The organism is Vibrio sp. SCSIO 43086, assembly GCF_051132235.1.
GTDB lineage: Bacteria > Pseudomonadota > Gammaproteobacteria > Enterobacterales > Vibrionaceae > Vibrio > Vibrio diabolicus.
This window is the reverse complement of the sequence record NZ_CP072677.1, coordinates 2,316,414-2,331,926: the sequence shown is the minus strand read 5'-3', so window position 1 is coordinate 2,331,926 and position 15,513 is coordinate 2,316,414. Positions and strand designations below refer to the sequence as shown.

The window sequence follows — 15,513 nt, the reverse complement described above, 5'->3', positions numbered from 1 at the left end:
GGGTCTATTGGCTTGTTTTGTGAACATCTCGTTCACTAACAACGTCAGTTGGCTAGGTGACCCGAGGGGTCACTAAACTATCAGCATGGTTTATGCCATTTTTTAAATAATTGATATTATTTTTGAATCCTTTCTCTTACCCATAATTTAGCTAATGTTATTTGCAAAATGCAAAGCGTAATGCGATTATTGTTTAAAACACAACAAAATATTAGCTAGGTTATGCAACAAAAATCTGAAGGTCCTAAATCCCGTTACCTTTTAATGGTTGAGGATACCGCATCTGTTGCGGCACTGTACCGCTCATACCTGACACCGCTTGGTATAGATATCAATATTGTCGGTACAGGTAGGGATGCCATTGAAAGTCTCAACCATAGAATTCCAGATCTTATTCTGCTCGATCTTCGTCTGCCAGATATGACGGGGATGGACGTTTTACACGCTGTAAAAAAGAGTCATCCAGACGTACCTATTATTTTTATGACCGCTCACGGTTCTATCGATACCGCGGTAGAAGCAATGCGTCATGGCTCTCAAGACTTTTTGATCAAACCGTGTGAAGCAGACCGTTTACGTGTCACGGTTAACAATGCGATTCGTAAAGCGACTAAGTTAAAAAACGAGGCTGATAACCCGGGCAATCAAAGTTATCAAGGCTTTATTGGCAGCAGCCAAACTATGCAACAGGTTTACCGCACGATTGATTCAGCAGCGAGCAGTAAAGCGAGTATCTTCATCACTGGTGAAAGTGGTACGGGTAAAGAGGTATGTGCCGAGGCAATCCATGCGGCAAGCAAGCGTGGTGACAAGCCTTTTATTGCGATTAACTGTGCTGCAATTCCAAAAGATTTGATTGAGAGTGAACTGTTTGGTCACGTGAAAGGTGCTTTTACCGGTGCAGCAAATGATCGTCAGGGTGCAGCGGAATTAGCGGATGGTGGCACACTTTTCCTTGATGAATTGTGTGAGATGGATTTAGATTTGCAAACCAAATTGCTACGATTTATTCAAACCGGCACGTTCCAAAAAGTGGGCTCTTCAAAAATGAAGAGCGTGGATGTTCGCTTTGTTTGTGCAACTAACCGTGACCCATGGAAAGAGGTACAAGAAGGTCGATTCCGTGAAGATTTGTACTATCGTTTGTATGTCATTCCTTTGCATTTGCCACCTTTACGTGAACGAGGTGAAGATGTCATTGAAATTGCATACTCACTGTTAGGCTATATGTCGCACGAAGAAGGAAAAAGCTTCGTGCGTTTTGCGCCTGATGTAATCGACCGATTTAATAGCTATGAGTGGCCAGGCAACGTTCGTCAGTTACAAAACGTGCTGCGCAATATCGTTGTTCTAAACAACGGTAAAGAAATCACGTTGGATATGTTACCGCCACCGCTGAATCAACCGCTTGACCGTCCGTCTTCTGTGGCGAAATTCATTGAGCCGAAAGTGATGACTGCGTCTGAGATTATGCCGTTGTGGATGACAGAAAAAATGGCGATAGAGCAAGCGATTGAAGCGTGTGATGGCAATATCCCCCGAGCGGCGGGATACCTTGATGTCAGTCCGTCGACGATTTACCGCAAGTTACAGGCTTGGAATGGCAAGGAAGAGCGGCAAAAAGTATGAGTGTGAATGTATTAAATCAGCAAAAAATTGATGAACTGTCGATGGAGATTGGCAGTGATAATGTTCCTGTTTTACTCGATATTTTCTTAGGGGAGATGGATACCTACATCGAGAATTTATCTCAGTTTCAAGGGACAGAGCGATTGCGTTACCTAAAAGAAATCAGTCACGCGTTAAAAAGCAGTGCAGCGAGCTTTGGAGCAGACCGTCTTTGTCAATTGGCGATGTCGATAGATAAAAAAGCCAAAGCAGGTGAGTTAGCTGAAGAGTCAGACGAGTTAAAAACGATGTTCGATCTTTTGCACGAAACACGCGACGCTTATCGTGATTGGCAGCAGTAATGCATTGTTCTGATGAGGCTCTTACACAAAACCCTTCACGTACGTGAAGGGTTTTTTCATTGTTGACAGCGAGTAAACTTGAAGCTATCCCCTAGCTTTAGAGGGCGTTTTTTTAAATCGAAAGCCTTAGCTGGCTTTCAATAGCGAGCTTGAGTTTATCTCGGTCGTGACGCCAATCTCGGTTCGACGAAGCTAACGATTCCGTCACTACATTCCACTGGCTCAAGACTTCTTGCTCGGTTTCCTCTGCTAGAACCACGTCTATCTTCCTACCTTGGCAGGCACGCTCACTCCATTCTAATTTTTGTGCCATGGTCATTCGTCCGGCTGGGCCGTACTCCGGGCTCAAGTTGGCAACGAAAATGACTTTTGCTTTCTCATTGGCGGCAATGGCTTTGCCGAGCTCAGGCAACAGCAAAGGAGGCATGATGCTGGTTAAAAAGCTGCCAGGACCAAGAATAATAGCGTCTGCTTCTGCCAGTGCAGTCACTGCTTCTTTAGTTGCAGGAACTTCTGGTGATAGATCGAGACGACGTAAATCGGTGTCCATCTCGTCTACATTCGTTTCTCCCGTGACCCACTTTCCATCCACGGATAACGCGGAAAGATCGGAAGGGTGTTCAGACATTGGAAGAATGTTAACGTCGACTTTTAACATGTTTCGAATCAGATTGATGGCATCTAACGGTCTGACCGATAAGTTATCGAGCGCCGTAAGCATCAAGTTACCGAGGTTATGACCATCAAGCTCGCCAGTACCTTTGAAGCGATATTCAAACATCATTGAACTGATCGACGGTTCTGTGATCAGCTGATTAATGCAGTTCCGTGTGTCGCCCCAGGCGATTCCACCTTGGCAGTGACGAATTCTTCCTGTTGAGCCACCATTGTCTGTTGTGGCGACAATGCCAGTTGCATTGCCGCCAAAATCCCGTAGTGCGGCCAACATTCGACCTAAGCCATGACCACCGCCAACAGCGACCACTTTTTTATCCGTGTAGATATTCATTACGTTCTTCTAATAATCTTGTAAAAAACGGCTACAATTTATCTTAAGGAGTGCTCGAAAGGTACTCACTTAGCGGTAAATTGTGTCTCTAGAGAGTTTTTTATCACTCAAGTCTGGATTCCAGTACAAATATTAAGTATTTTACACCGCAAAGCTATCAGAGGTTTCATATCTCTGGTTGCCATAACTCCGAGCTCACTATTGCTAAGTCCGAGGATAAGCGTTTTGAGCCAGTGGCGTACTGTCACAAGGGCATGATTGGAAATGGCCATGCCTCCCGTGTTTGGAAAGGTGTTCCGTGGCGCAACAATTCGAAGACAAATTTCATCGTAAGTTCTATTACTTGCGTCTGTCTGTGACCGACGTATGTAATTTCAAATGTACCTATTGCCTTCCTGATGGCTATAAGCCTTCGGGCAATAAAAACTCGTCTTTTTTATCTCTTCCTGAAATCAAACGGGTCGTAAAAGCGTTTGCTGATTGTGGCACGTCAAAAGTGCGTATCACTGGCGGTGAACCAAGTTTACGCAAAGATTTTACCGACATTATCCACTCAGTGGCGACGACGCCTGGTATCCAAAAAGTTGCAACTACGACCAATGGTTACCGCATGGCAAAGCAAGTCGCAGACTGGCGTGAAGCGGGCTTAACTCACATCAACGTCAGCGTGGACAGCCTTGATCCGCGCATGTTCCATCAAATCACGGGTGAAAATAAGTTTACTGAAGTCATGAATGGTATCGAACGTGCGTTCGAGGTCGGTTATGAGCAAGTCAAAGTTAATGTGGTGTTGATGAAAGATCTGAACCATCACGAGCTGCCAGCGTTTCTTAACTGGATAAAAGATCGTCCAATCCAACTGCGCTTCATCGAATTGATGCAAACGGGTGAGATGGATGATTTATTCAATAAGCATCATGTGTCAGGCGTAGCAATTCGTAATCAGTTGATTGCAAACGGTTGGCTGCTTAAAGTGCGCTCTCATAATGACGGCCCCGCGCAAGTGTTTGTTCATCCAGATTACAAGGGTGAAATTGGCCTGATCATGCCTTATGAAAAAGACTTTTGTGAGAGCTGCAACCGACTACGCGTCTCTGCGATGGGTAAGCTGCATCTGTGTTTGTTTGGAGATCACGGTGTAGAACTGCGTGATCTACTGGAACGTGATGAGCAAGAAAGTGAGCTTATTGAACGCATCCAAGCGCAGTTACAAACTAAGTCGGTGAGCCACTTCTTGCATGATGGTAATACGGGTATGACGCCACATCTGGCGTCTATCGGCGGCTAAATCAACTCAAATTTTGTAGGGAAAGCTTATTTATAGGCTAGCTTTCCCTCGCTTTTCTAGAATCGATACCAAACGTATCAAAGTTAAAAGAGAATAGGTGAACACATGGGTCACGCTGAAAGCAAATTTCAACCTGCAAATATTGCCGTTCTAACGGTATCTGACACTCGTACCGAAGAAAACGATACCTCTGGTCGCTACCTTGTTGAACACGCTCAAGAAGCGGGTCACAATGTTGTCGATAAGCAAATTGTTATTGATGATATGTACAAAATTCGCGCAATTGTTTCTCAGTGGATTGCGGACGACAATGTTCAAGCGATCATGATTACTGGTGGTACAGGGTTCACGTCACGTGACAGCACGCCAGAAGCGCTGAAGCCTCTGTTTGATAAAGAAGTAGAAGGTTTTGGTGAATTATTCCGCATGGTGTCTTACGAAGAAATTGGTACGTCAACGATCCAATCGCGTGCAATTGCAGGTTTTGCTAACCATACAGTTATCTTCGCAATGCCTGGTTCAACTGGCGCGTGCCGCACTGGCTGGACGAAGATCATCAAGCAGCAGTTAGATGCAAGCCATCGCCCTTGTAACTTCATGCCGCACCTATCTGTATAACCTTTCCTAAAAGCGAAGGAAAAACAATGACTCAATTTACCCATATCAACGCGTCTGGCGAAGCCAACATGGTCGACGTGTCTGCAAAAGCAGAAACGGTTCGTGAAGCACGTGCAGAAGCATTTGTTCACATGGCCCCAGAAACCTTGCAACTGATTGTTTCCGGGCAGCATCATAAAGGTGATGTGTTCGCGACGGCTCGAATTGCTGGTATCCAAGCTGCAAAGAAAACGTGGGATTTGATTCCACTTTGTCATCCTCTGTTGCTTTCTAAAGTCGAAGTTCAGTTGGAGGCTATTGAGTCAGAAAACAAAGTTCGTATTGAATCTGTTTGTAAGCTTGCAGGTAAAACGGGCGTAGAAATGGAAGCGCTCACGGCGGCTTCTGTTGCTGCACTGACGATTTACGATATGTGTAAAGCGGTGCAAAAAGACATGGTTATCGGTCAAGTTCGTCTCCTAGAAAAGACGGGTGGAAAATCTGGACACTTCAAGGCGGAATCATGATTAAAGTACTTTTTTTTGCTCAGACTCGTGAGCTGATTGGTATCGACAGTGTCGAATTAGATGATCAATTTGAAACGGTTGAAGCGATTCGCGCACATCTCGTGGAAGAGGGCGCTGATAAAAATGGTAAGTGGGATTTGGCTTTAGAGCCAGGAAAGCTACTTGCTGCTGTTAATCAATCTATTGTCCCACTTGATACCGAAGTAAAAGCGGGGGATGAAGTTGCATTTTTCCCACCGGTAACCGGAGGTTAAGATGGACCCACGCGTCTCTGTACAAGTTGAAGACTTTTCCGTTGATCACGAATATCAACGTTTATCCGAAGGTACGGCTGCTGGTGCTGTCGTAACATTCATTGGTAAAGTTCGAGATATGAACCTTGGCGATAATGTTGTTGGTTTGCACTTGGAACACTACCCAGGCATGACTGAGAAGAGCTTGAGCGACATTTGCGATCAAGCTGAATCACGTTGGCCATTATTGGGCGTACGCGTGATTCATCGCGTTGGTGATATGGATAGCGGTGATCAAATCGTCTTTGTTGGTGTTTCAAGTGCACACCGCGGAGCAGCATTTGATGCTTGCGAGTTCATTATGGACTACTTGAAAACCAAAGCACCATTTTGGAAGAAAGAACGCACGACGAGTGAAGATCGTTGGATTGAGTCGCGCGATACTGATCACCAAGCTGCGCAGCGTTGGGAAAAATAGAACCCACTCCTCATTCTAGTGAAAAAAGCTAAGTGTCAATGGCACTTAGCTTTTTTTGTACTTATCTTCATAATTCTGCTCATTTGACTTCAACACAACCCGTACTCGCTCTGGTGATATTCTTCACAATAAAAGTTTTTAGCCCAATATATAAACAATTATTTGTTAGACTTCATTTGTCATAAATGTTAAATAATATGTAAATATCTAGCATAAGATGCTATCAAATGGTTTAAATGTAGATTAATCGAAAGTTTTGTCTGTGGAATGTCGCTTCTGGTCTCCATTTGGCTGGTGAATACTTTTTGATTAGAGTTTACTGCTAGATATGTGTGGTTTAGTCAGGATTATTGGTTTTTTTGCTACATTTTTATGGCAAATTACTTCAATGATTGCTAATGTGTGCCGCAGTCTTTGTAAGGTTTTAGGCTTTTGTGCTCAGAAAACGCACTAAAAAAATCTAAAACTCTGACCGTTCCAGGCCCTTACAAAGAAGTCATGGATGCTAACGAAAAAATTTGGAGTTTTACGCATGTATAAGAATAAAATCACGCGCGCTTTATTTATTGGTGCTGGTCTTTCTCTCGCTTTAGCTGGTTGTGGCGAAAAGCCTGCAGAGAAACAAGCTGCTGAGCCTGCTCCGGCTCCAGCCCCTGAAGCTAAATCTGATTCTAAAGAGCCAAAACTTGCTGCTGTTCAAGAATTGGTGCGTGGTAACGGTACAGAAGTTGCGACAATAGACCCTCATAAATCTCAAGGTGTTCCAGAATCCCACGTGATTCGCGATCTTCTTGAAGGCCTAGTAAACCAAGATGCGGACGGTAACACTATCCCTGGTGTTGCAAAATCTTGGGAAACTGAAGACAACAAAACGTACACTTTCCACCTACGTGAAGACGCAAAATGGTCTAACGGTGATCCTGTTACTGCAGGTGATTTTGTATACAGCTTCCAACGCGCAGTCGACCCAGCAACCGCTTCTCCATACGCTTGGTACATGGAATACACCAAGATGAAGAACGCAAAAGACATTGTTGCGGGTAAAAAAGACAAGAGTGAGTTGGGTGTTAAAGCGGTTGACGACCACACGTTAGTGGTTGAGCTAGACACTGCTGTACCATACTTTGTGATGATGATGGGCCACACAACAGTGAAGCCTGTTCACCAAGCAACCGTTGAAAAGTTCGGCGATCAATGGACGAAGCCTGAGAACTTTGTAGGTAACGGTGCTTATGTTGTTGACAACTGGGTTGTAAACGAGCGTTTAGTTCTAAAACGTAACGAACAATACTGGGACAACGAAAACACGACGCTTGATCAAGTTACTTTCCTACCAATCGAAAACCAAGTAGCGGAAATGAACCGCTTCCTAGCAGGTGAAATCGACTTCACGAATGAACTGCCTACAGAGCACTTCAAGCGTTTGAAGCAAGAGCATCCAGAAGACGTGTCTGTATCGGGTAACTTGTGTACTTACTACTACATCTTCAACACGAAGAAAAAGCCGTTTGATGATGTTCGCGTACGTAAAGCGATTTCTTATGCGATTGACCGTAATATCGTGACTGATGCGATCCTAGCACAGGGTCAAAAGCCAGCTTATTTCCTAACGCCTGAAATCACGGCGGGTTTCAACCCAGAAATCCCTGCATACGGCAAAATGACGCAAGAAGAGCGTAACGCTGAAGCGGCGCGTCTATTGGAAGAAGCGGGTTACGGCGCAGACAACCCTCTTGAATTTAACCTTCTATACAACACGTCAGAGAACCACAAGAAACTTGCGGTTGCACTGGGTTCAATGTGGAAGAAGACGCTTGGTCTAGACGTTACGCTAGAAAACCAAGAGTGGAAAACTTACCTATCTACCAAAGATTCTGGCAACTTTGAGGTTGCTCGTGCAGGTTGGTGTGGCGACTACAACGAAGCTTCATCTTTCCTAACGCTGATGATGAGTAATAACACTACTGGTGGTATTCACTACGACAGCAAAGAGTACGATGCAATCATGAACAAAGCATTTGCTTCAACTTCTGACGAAGAGCGTCAAGCGCTTTACCTAGAAGCAGAGAAGTTGATGGCAAAAGATATGCCAATCGCACCTATCTACCAGTACGTGAAATCACGTCTACTATCACCGAAAGTTGGTGGCTTCCCAGTCAATAACGCGGAAGACAAGATTTACTCTAAAGATCTCTACATCACAGAGTAATTCGTAACTCGATAGAACTATAAAAATGAGGCTCTACATGTGAGAAATTGCATGTAGCGCCTATCTTTAGTCCAAAAGAATTGGACGACTTCTTTAATTTAACTGTCACAGACTGAAAGAGTGAGTTTATGCTTAAATTCATCGCAAAAAGGATATTTGAGGCGATCCCAACAATGTTGGTTTTGATCACCGTATCTTTCTTTCTTATGCGCTTTGCACCGGGAAACCCTTTCTCGACAGAGCGTCCATTGCCACCCGAAGTAATGGCAAATATCGAAGCTAAATATGGCTTAGATAAACCTGTATTTGAACAATACACCACGTATTTGACCAATGTTATCCAAGGGGATTTCGGACCGTCATTTAAATACCTTGATTACTCGGTTAACGAGCTGATCGCGGTTGCCTTACCGGTTTCGGCTAAAGTGGGCTTCATCGCCTTTATCTTTACCCTGATTATGGGGGTTACCGTCGGTACCATTGCTGCGCTCAAGCAGAATACTTGGATTGATTACACCATCATGTCGACAGCGATGCTCGGCGTGGTAATGCCTTCTTTTGTATTGGCACCTGCGCTTATCTATCTATTCTCGCTTCACTGGAATATCTTCCCTGCGGGCGGTTGGCAAGATGGTAGCTGGCAGTATTTAGTGCTTCCTGTCATTGGTATGTCACTACTGTATGTTGCAACCTTCGCTCGTATTACACGTGGTTCGATGATCGAAACCCTAAACAGTAACTTTATTCGTACGGCTCGTGCTAAAGGTCTAAGCTACCGTTACATTATCATCAAGCACGCTCTTAAGCCGGCACTTCTCCCTGTTGTTTCTTACATGGGGCCTGCTTTCGTAGGTATCATCACCGGTTCTGTTGTTATCGAAACCATTTTTGGTCTACCAGGTATTGGTAAGCTATTCGTTAATGCTGCGTTTAACCGTGACTACTCGCTAGTAATGGGTGTAACCATCCTGATTGGTTTCCTATTCATTTTATTCAACGCGATTGTAGATATTCTACTTGCAATGATTGACCCGAAAATTCGCTACTAACAGGGACGTTTGGTTATGTTAACGAAAAAAGAAAACCTAGAAGCGATTGAGAAGTTCTCCGAAAACTTGGAGATTGAAGGTCGCAGTCTTTGGCAAGATGCTCGTATCCGTTTTATGCGCAACAAAGCGGCAATGGTGAGCTTATTCCTTCTTGTTCTAATGACGTTGGCGGTGATTATTCTGCCAATGATCGCACCGCACACCTTTGATGATACTGACTGGTACGCGATGCACGTTGCACCGAATGCTGACCATTGGTTTGGTACTGACAGCCTAGGCCGTGATTTATACGTGCGTACGCTAATTGGGGGTCGTATTTCGTTGATGGTGGGTGTTATGGGCGCATTTGTAGCGGTACTGATTGGTACGCTCTACGGCGCAGCATCTGGTTTCATCGGCGGTAAAGTTGACCGCGTAATGATGCGTATTCTAGAAATTTTATACGCGGTACCGTTTATGTTCCTGGTAATCGTACTGGTAACATTCTTCGGTCGTAACATCATGCTGATCTTCGTTGCGATTGGTGCTATCGCATGGCTAGATATGGCGCGTATCGTACGTGGTCAGACACTCAGCTTACGTAGCAAAGAGTTCATTGAAGCTGCACATGTGTGTGGTGTTAGCAACTGGAAAATTATCACTCGTCATATCGTGCCGAACGTACTGGGCATCGTAGCGGTTTACTCTACTCTGCTTATCCCGAGCATGATCCTGACGGAGTCATTCCTATCATTCCTTGGTCTTGGTGTTCAGGAACCGATGACAAGTTGGGGCGCGCTTCTACAAGAAGGTGCACAGACAATGGAAGTGGCAATCTGGCAGCTGGCATTCCCAGCCGTGTTCATGGTTGTGACGCTATTCTGCTTCAACTACGTTGGTGACGGCCTGCGCGATGCGCTGGATCCAAAAGACAGATAATTAAAAGATAAGATTAAGGAAGCAATGATGAGCTTATTAGATGTCAAAGATCTGCGCGTCGAATTCACCACGCAAGATGGTATCGTAACCGCAGTAAACGATTTGAACTTCTCTCTCAACCAAGGCGAAACCTTAGGTATCGTTGGAGAATCGGGATCAGGTAAATCTCAAACCGTATTCGCAATCATGGGCCTGTTGGCTAAGAACGGTATTATTTCTGGTAGCGCAAAGTTTGAAGGCAAAGAAATCCTAAACTTACCAGAAAAAGAACTGAACAAAGTTCGCGCTGAACAGATCGCAATGATCTTCCAAGACCCAATGACATCGCTGAACCCTTACATGAAGGTAAGTGACCAGTTGATGGAAGTGCTTATGCTGCATAAAGGCATGGGCAAAGCGGAAGCATTTGAAGAATCAGTACGCATGCTGGAAGCGGTGAAAATCCCTGAAGCGCGTAAGCGTATCACGATGTACCCGCATGAGTTTTCAGGCGGTATGCGTCAACGTGTAATGATCGCGATGGCGTTGTTATGTCGTCCTAAACTGCTTATTGCCGATGAGCCAACAACAGCACTTGATGTGACGGTTCAAGCACAGATCATGGACCTGCTTAATGAGCTTAAAGACGAGTTCAACACGGCGATCATCATGATCACGCACGACCTTGGTGTTGTTGCAGGTTCGTGTGACAAAGTGTTGGTGATGTATGCAGGTCGTACGATGGAGTACGGCAACGTAAACGAAATCTTCTATAATCCAAGCCACCCTTATGCAGAGGGTCTGTTGAAAGCGATCCCTCGCCTTGATACGGAAGGTGAAATTCTGCCAACCATTCCTGGTAATCCACCAAACTTGCTTCGTCTACCACCGGGCTGCCCTTATCAAGAGCGTTGTCACCGAGTGATGGATCGTTGTAAGCGTGAAGCGCCAATTCTGACTCCATTTGGTGATGGCCGTCAGCGCGCATGTTTTTCTGAATGGGAGGCTTGGAACAAATGAACGCAGTAGATAAAAAGCTAATTCTGGACATTTCAGAGCTGAAAGTTCACTTCAGCATTGCGTCAAAATCGGCATGGCCGTGGTCAAAGCCTTCAAGCCTAAAAGCGGTTGATGGGGTGAACGTTCGACTATACGAAGGGGAAACACTTGGTGTAGTAGGCGAGTCAGGTTGTGGTAAATCGACGTTTGCGCGCTCCATCATCGGTCTTGTTGAAGCGACGGATGGCGAAGTAGTTTGGTTGGGTCAAGATCTAACTAAGATGAAAGACGTCCAACGTCGTGAAACGCGTAAAGAAATCCAAATGATTTTCCAAGATCCTTTGGCTTCTCTTAACCCACGTATGACGGTTGGCGACATTATTGCTGAGCCTCTTGAAACGTTCTACCCAGAACTGTCTAAGCAGGAAGTGAAAGACCGCGTTAAAGAGATGATGGCGAAAGTGGGTCTACTACCAAATGTGATCAACCGTTATCCGCACGAGTTCTCGGGTGGTCAGTGCCAGCGTATCGGTATTGCGCGTGCGCTTATCCTTAAGCCTAAGATGATCATCTGTGATGAACCCGTATCGGCGCTTGATGTATCTATTCAAGCTCAGGTTGTTAACCTGCTTAAAGAGATTCAAAAAGAACTAGGCCTTTCTCTGGTATTCATTGCGCATGACTTGTCAGTGGTTAAACATATCTCAGATCGTGTTTTGGTCATGTACTTGGGTAATGCTGTCGAGCTCGGTGAGGCGGAGGCGCTGTTTGCTGATCCTAAGCACCCATATACACGCGCATTGATGTCAGCGGTTCCGATTCCGGACCCGAACATTGAACGCAGTAAGAAAATCCAAATGCTGGAAGGCGACCTTCCTTCGCCGATCAGCCCACCATCGGGTTGTGTGTTCCGCACTCGTTGCCCACAAGCAACCGAAGAGTGTGCGAAGACGAAGCCAACGATTCAAGGTAACGACGTTCACGCGGTATCTTGTTTGCACGTTAGTGTATAAATTCAGCCTGTGACGGGCTTAAGCGCGACACCTTCATCGGGTCGCGCTTTTTTTATGCATCTGATTTATACATTCGAATTTCTTGAACATGATGTCCTAAGTTCAGTGATTTTCTGTTTGATAGGAAACGCTAATATAGACATAAACAGAATGAGAGGAGTGCAATCATGGGTAAGTTGGTCGAAGGTGTTTGGCATGACGTCTGGTATGACACAAAATCAAATGGTGGCAAATTTGTGCGTGAAGATGCAGGATTCCGTAACTGGGTTAAAAACGAACCTGATGCGGAGTTTAAACCAGAGTCTGGTCGATACCATTTGTATGTCTCTCTTGCTTGTCCTTGGGCACACCGAACGCTCATCTTCCGCAAGCTGAAAGGCTTAGAACCCCATATTGATGTCACGGTTGTTTGCCCTGATATGTTAAGCCAAGGCTGGCAAATGGGGCTTCCTGAGCCACTATTTGGTCACACTCGTATGCACCAAATCTACACGCAGGCCAAACCAGATTACACAGGCCGTGTAACTGTGCCTGTGCTTTGGGATAAAAAGACCAATACGATCGTGTCGAATGAGTCGTCAGAAATTATTCGTATGTTTAACTCGGAGTTCAATGAGTTAACAGGAAACCACGATGACTATTATCCAGAACAGTTAAAGCATGTTATTGACGAGTGGAACGATTTTGTTTATCCAAACGTCAACAATGGAGTGTATCGCTGTGGTTTTGCGACCACGCAAGAGGCATATGAAGAAGCATTCGATTCTTTATTCGCTGCGCTAGATAAAATCGATTCGCACCTAGCGACGCATCGTTATTTAGCGGGGAATACTATTACTGAGGCTGATTGGCGTTTGTTTACGACTCTGATCCGTTTCGATGTCGTGTATGTGGGTCACTTCAAATGTAACAAGCAGCGCATCGCAGACTACGAAAATATTCAAGGATACTTAAAAGAGTTGTATCAAGTCGAAGGCGTCGAAGAAACCACGGATTTCTACCATATTAAACGTCACTATTATTTCAGCCACACTGGTATTAACCCGACGCAAGTCGTACCCAAAGGGCCTGATTTAGACTTAAACTCTCCTCATGGAAGAGAAATAATTAGCTAGTTTGCTGCCTCTATCAGAAATGAAAAAGTACTTAACGGTTAGCAATGTCGTTAAGTACTTTTATGCCAACTAAATACTAGGAGTAGGAGAGTGACTTTTAAGTGTGCGCTCGTCTTACTTAGCGCGCACGACGTCCATCACTAATTTTCCGTCGACTTTTACAGGGCCATCTTCTTTGGCTCCGAGTGTATATTCAAATACGCCAGTCTTCATTCCCCCTTTTTCTCCGTGGACCATTAGCATCAGCATGTCGCCAGACTCAACCGGTTCCATCAAAATTGCATTCACGTTCTCATTCTGTCCCATCTTTAGTGGGGCATAGCCGATCACGGGGCCAGGCTTTATTGATTCGTCTGTTCGGTGGACGACCATCCATCCGTTGTCGTCAGCATGAACCATTTTTGCGGTTACTGTTCCTCCGGTCATATCTTGATCAACGCCTTTAATGCTTGGGGCAGAAAAGCTGAATGAAGAAAAACTGAACAGAAATGCAGCTAAACCAAGCTTTAGCAGTGAGTTGTTGATGGAGTTGTTCATATGTATTCCTTACTTATGTGTGAGTTTGCTTAATAGCAGTCCATCTTCGTTACGTAGTTCTAGTAAGAAAGTTCAGTTGAAATGTAAATAATGCTGATAAATTGAACAGGGAGGCTCGCTTCGTTCTATTACGTTTTGGTGGCAGGTAAAAGAATAATGAAATTATAAGACGCAATGGTAAGCCGGGAACCGGGGCCATTTTCTGATTATCCTCTCATCGTCACAGCTTCTTACCCATATTCAAATAAACTAATGATATAACAACCGCTTTTTAACGGGGTGATGCATGGATATCAATGAGTTTGTCAGTGGCGAGCATCTAATTTGGAATCTGCTTATTGCTCTATTACTGGGGGCAATTGTTGGCACCCAACGTGGCTGGGTGATGCGCAATAGCGTAGAAGGCAGTCGTGTAGCAGGCATTCGTACTTTTTCTTTAGTCGGTTTACTCGGTGGTTTAGTTGGCATTCTCGCCAACATCTATACACCTTTACTCATTGGTTTTGCGCTTATCGCTTTAGTCATCCTCACTTGCATCGCTTTTGTTATACAGCAGAAAAAGAGCGGAGATGTGAGCATCACTGGCGTGGTTAGTATCATGGTGGTGTTTGTTCTGGGTAACCTTGCCGTGTCGGGTGAGGCTGTTTTAGCTGCAGCAGCGGCCGTCATAACCGCTGTGGTGCTCGATAACAAAAGAGAGCTACATCAAGCACTACAAAAACTGCAAGAGTATGAGTTAGACGCAGCACTGCGTTTATTACTTATCTCGATAGTCATGTTACCACTGTTACCAAATCAATCTTACGGCCCTTGGAATGCACTTAACCCGTATGAGATTTGGTGGATGGTTGTGCTGATCGCTAGTATCTCTTTTGTCGGTTATTTTGCGATAAAGATCGGCGGGGCGAAGCGAGGTATTTTGTTTACGTCTGTATTTGCGGGGCTTAGCTCTTCGACAGCATTAACATTGCAGTTTTCCCATCTTTCTCGTGAGCAAGCGAGCATCAGCCCGTTACTCGCTAGTGGTATTCTTTTGAGCTGCGGAACCATGTTCTCTCGTTTACTTATCGTACTGTCCGTTATCAATCCACAATTAGTGAAACTGCTTTGGCCAATTGTGATGGCGATGATGGTTGCGCTGTACATTCCGGCATGGTGGATTTGGCGCAGAAGTGAAGTTGAGCAGATTGAGCAATCAAATAAGCAAACGAACCCTCTTGCTTTGCAGTCGGCACTGTTCTTTGGCCTCGTGTTGGCGGTGATTATGCTGCTTGCTCATGCTTTGTCTGACTGGTTCGGCAACGCGGGTGTGTTGATCCTTTCTGCTTTATCAGGGATTACTGACGTTGATGCGATCTCGTTAACCCTCGGGCGTCAAAGTACGCAAACATTGAGCGTGACCACTGCTGCGTTAGGCATTTTGATTGCCGCTTCGGTTAATACCATTGTGAAAATGGGGATGGTCATCGCGATAGGGGATAAGAAGCTTTGGCGCCGAATCGCACCAGTGATGACAGGTTGTGTTGTGGTTGGGGCTGGGGTATTTATGGCGCTGTATTCGTAAGAGCGTATTAGTGCTATTGCTCATAGCC

The 15,513-nt window shown here is 45.0% G+C and carries 16 protein-coding genes and 1 riboswitch; of the genes, 14 read left to right on the top strand and 2 right to left on the bottom strand.

The window, feature by feature from the left end; translation table 11 throughout:
* Positions 1–222: 222 nt before the first annotated feature.
* Both luxO and luxU read left to right on the top strand, forming a co-directional pair.
* Entirely contained in the window at positions 223–1,629 is a 1,407-nt protein-coding gene (gene luxO / locus J8Z23_RS11080) for a quorum-sensing sigma-54 dependent transcriptional regulator LuxO (RefSeq protein WP_005396653.1), read from the top strand.
* Positions 1,626–1,970 carry a quorum-sensing phosphorelay protein LuxU gene (gene luxU / locus J8Z23_RS11075; protein ID WP_012841577.1) on the top strand — a complete coding sequence of 115 codons (345 nt, stop codon included), beginning with the start codon at positions 1,626–1,628 and terminating at the stop codon, positions 1,968–1,970. The genes luxO and luxU overlap by 4 nt, the downstream gene beginning before the upstream one ends.
* A 112-nt stretch (positions 1,971–2,082) precedes the next feature.
* On the opposite strand, the gene J8Z23_RS11070 is transcribed toward luxU, so the two are convergent.
* On the bottom strand, positions 2,083–2,979 hold the full coding sequence (locus J8Z23_RS11070; RefSeq protein ID WP_434633508.1) for a YvcK family protein: 897 nt from the start codon (positions 2,977–2,979) through the stop codon (positions 2,083–2,085).
* Between the two features lie 175 nt (positions 2,980–3,154).
* Positions 3,155–3,289: riboswitch (molybdenum cofactor riboswitch) on the top strand.
* Here J8Z23_RS11070 and moaA point away from each other — a divergent pair.
* From moaA to J8Z23_RS11015, 11 genes are all read left to right on the top strand, one after another.
* Positions 3,278–4,267 carry a GTP 3',8-cyclase MoaA gene (gene moaA / locus J8Z23_RS11065; RefSeq protein ID WP_006742808.1) on the top strand — a complete coding sequence of 330 codons (990 nt, stop codon included), beginning with the start codon at positions 3,278–3,280 and terminating at the stop codon, positions 4,265–4,267. It overlaps the preceding riboswitch by 12 nt.
* Before the next feature lie 105 nt (positions 4,268–4,372).
* A complete protein-coding gene (gene moaB, locus J8Z23_RS11060; protein WP_005396648.1) occupies positions 4,373–4,885 on the top strand; it encodes a molybdenum cofactor biosynthesis protein B in 513 nt (170 codons plus the stop codon).
* Between the two features lie 26 nt (positions 4,886–4,911).
* Positions 4,912–5,391: a cyclic pyranopterin monophosphate synthase MoaC gene (gene moaC / locus J8Z23_RS11055; RefSeq protein WP_005396647.1), complete on the top strand. Its 480-nt coding sequence runs from the start codon at positions 4,912–4,914 to the stop codon at positions 5,389–5,391.
* Entirely contained in the window at positions 5,388–5,645 is a 258-nt protein-coding gene (moaD, locus tag J8Z23_RS11050; protein ID WP_005396646.1) for a molybdopterin synthase sulfur carrier subunit, read from the top strand. The genes moaC and moaD overlap by 4 nt, the downstream gene beginning before the upstream one ends.
* A 1-nt stretch (position 5,646) precedes the next feature.
* The gene (gene moaE / locus J8Z23_RS11045) at positions 5,647–6,102 is read left to right on the top strand and encodes a molybdopterin synthase catalytic subunit MoaE (RefSeq protein WP_048625774.1); all 456 of its coding nucleotides are present in this window, start codon (positions 5,647–5,649) and stop codon (positions 6,100–6,102) included.
* 532 nt (positions 6,103–6,634) lie between these two features.
* Entirely contained in the window at positions 6,635–8,311 is a 1,677-nt protein-coding gene (locus J8Z23_RS11040; RefSeq protein ID WP_048625780.1) for an ABC transporter substrate-binding protein, read from the top strand.
* Between the two features lie 128 nt (positions 8,312–8,439).
* Positions 8,440–9,360, top strand: coding sequence for an oligopeptide ABC transporter permease OppB (gene oppB / locus J8Z23_RS11035; protein ID WP_006742810.1), 921 nt, complete (start codon positions 8,440–8,442; stop codon positions 9,358–9,360).
* A gap of 15 nt (positions 9,361–9,375) precedes the next feature.
* Positions 9,376–10,278 (top strand): oligopeptide ABC transporter permease OppC, encoded by a 903-nt coding sequence (gene oppC, locus J8Z23_RS11030; protein ID WP_005396642.1) that lies wholly within the window; start codon positions 9,376–9,378, stop codon positions 10,276–10,278.
* A gap of 27 nt (positions 10,279–10,305) precedes the next feature.
* On the top strand, positions 10,306–11,277 hold the full coding sequence (locus tag J8Z23_RS11025) for an ABC transporter ATP-binding protein (protein ID WP_005396641.1): 972 nt from the start codon (positions 10,306–10,308) through the stop codon (positions 11,275–11,277).
* The gene (gene oppF / locus J8Z23_RS11020) at positions 11,256–12,269 is read left to right on the top strand and encodes a murein tripeptide/oligopeptide ABC transporter ATP binding protein OppF (RefSeq protein ID WP_434633504.1); all 1,014 of its coding nucleotides are present in this window, start codon (positions 11,256–11,258) and stop codon (positions 12,267–12,269) included. The genes J8Z23_RS11025 and oppF overlap by 22 nt, the downstream gene beginning before the upstream one ends.
* A gap of 167 nt (positions 12,270–12,436) precedes the next feature.
* Positions 12,437–13,384 carry a glutathione S-transferase family protein gene (locus J8Z23_RS11015; RefSeq protein WP_074191594.1) on the top strand — a complete coding sequence of 316 codons (948 nt, stop codon included), beginning with the start codon at positions 12,437–12,439 and terminating at the stop codon, positions 13,382–13,384.
* Between the two features lie 114 nt (positions 13,385–13,498).
* Here J8Z23_RS11015 and J8Z23_RS11010 read toward each other — a convergent pair whose 3' ends face one another.
* Positions 13,499–13,921, bottom strand: a complete 423-nt coding sequence (locus J8Z23_RS11010) for a DUF7282 domain-containing protein (RefSeq protein WP_256894461.1) — start codon at positions 13,919–13,921, stop codon at positions 13,499–13,501.
* A 286-nt stretch (positions 13,922–14,207) separates the two neighbouring features.
* Between J8Z23_RS11010 and J8Z23_RS11005 the strand changes: the two genes are divergently transcribed.
* On the top strand, positions 14,208–15,485 hold the full coding sequence (locus J8Z23_RS11005) for an MgtC/SapB family protein (protein ID WP_301659680.1): 1,278 nt from the start codon (positions 14,208–14,210) through the stop codon (positions 15,483–15,485).
* Positions 15,486–15,513: the final 28 nt, after the last annotated feature.

Coding starts and splice junctions, on each gene's coding strand:
- luxO (WP_005396653.1), top strand. CDS start 223: ATGCAACAAAAATCTGAAGGTCCTAAATCCCGTTACCTTTTAATGGTT.
- luxU (WP_012841577.1), top strand. CDS start 1,626: ATGAGTGTGAATGTATTAAATCAGCAAAAAATTGATGAACTGTCGATG.
- J8Z23_RS11070 (WP_434633508.1), bottom strand. CDS start 2,979: ATGAATATCTACACGGATAAAAAAGTGGTCGCTGTTGGCGGTGGTCAT.
- moaB (WP_005396648.1), top strand. CDS start 4,373: ATGGGTCACGCTGAAAGCAAATTTCAACCTGCAAATATTGCCGTTCTA.
- moaC (WP_005396647.1), top strand. CDS start 4,912: ATGACTCAATTTACCCATATCAACGCGTCTGGCGAAGCCAACATGGTC.
- moaD (WP_005396646.1), top strand. CDS start 5,388: ATGATTAAAGTACTTTTTTTTGCTCAGACTCGTGAGCTGATTGGTATC.
- moaE (WP_048625774.1), top strand. CDS start 5,647: ATGGACCCACGCGTCTCTGTACAAGTTGAAGACTTTTCCGTTGATCAC.
- J8Z23_RS11040 (WP_048625780.1), top strand. CDS start 6,635: ATGTATAAGAATAAAATCACGCGCGCTTTATTTATTGGTGCTGGTCTT.
- oppB (WP_006742810.1), top strand. CDS start 8,440: ATGCTTAAATTCATCGCAAAAAGGATATTTGAGGCGATCCCAACAATG.
- oppC (WP_005396642.1), top strand. CDS start 9,376: ATGTTAACGAAAAAAGAAAACCTAGAAGCGATTGAGAAGTTCTCCGAA.
- J8Z23_RS11025 (WP_005396641.1), top strand. CDS start 10,306: ATGAGCTTATTAGATGTCAAAGATCTGCGCGTCGAATTCACCACGCAA.
- oppF (WP_434633504.1), top strand. CDS start 11,256: ATGGGAGGCTTGGAACAAATGAACGCAGTAGATAAAAAGCTAATTCTG.
- J8Z23_RS11015 (WP_074191594.1), top strand. CDS start 12,437: ATGGGTAAGTTGGTCGAAGGTGTTTGGCATGACGTCTGGTATGACACA.
- J8Z23_RS11010 (WP_256894461.1), bottom strand. CDS start 13,921: ATGAACAACTCCATCAACAACTCACTGCTAAAGCTTGGTTTAGCTGCA.
- J8Z23_RS11005 (WP_301659680.1), top strand. CDS start 14,208: ATGGATATCAATGAGTTTGTCAGTGGCGAGCATCTAATTTGGAATCTG.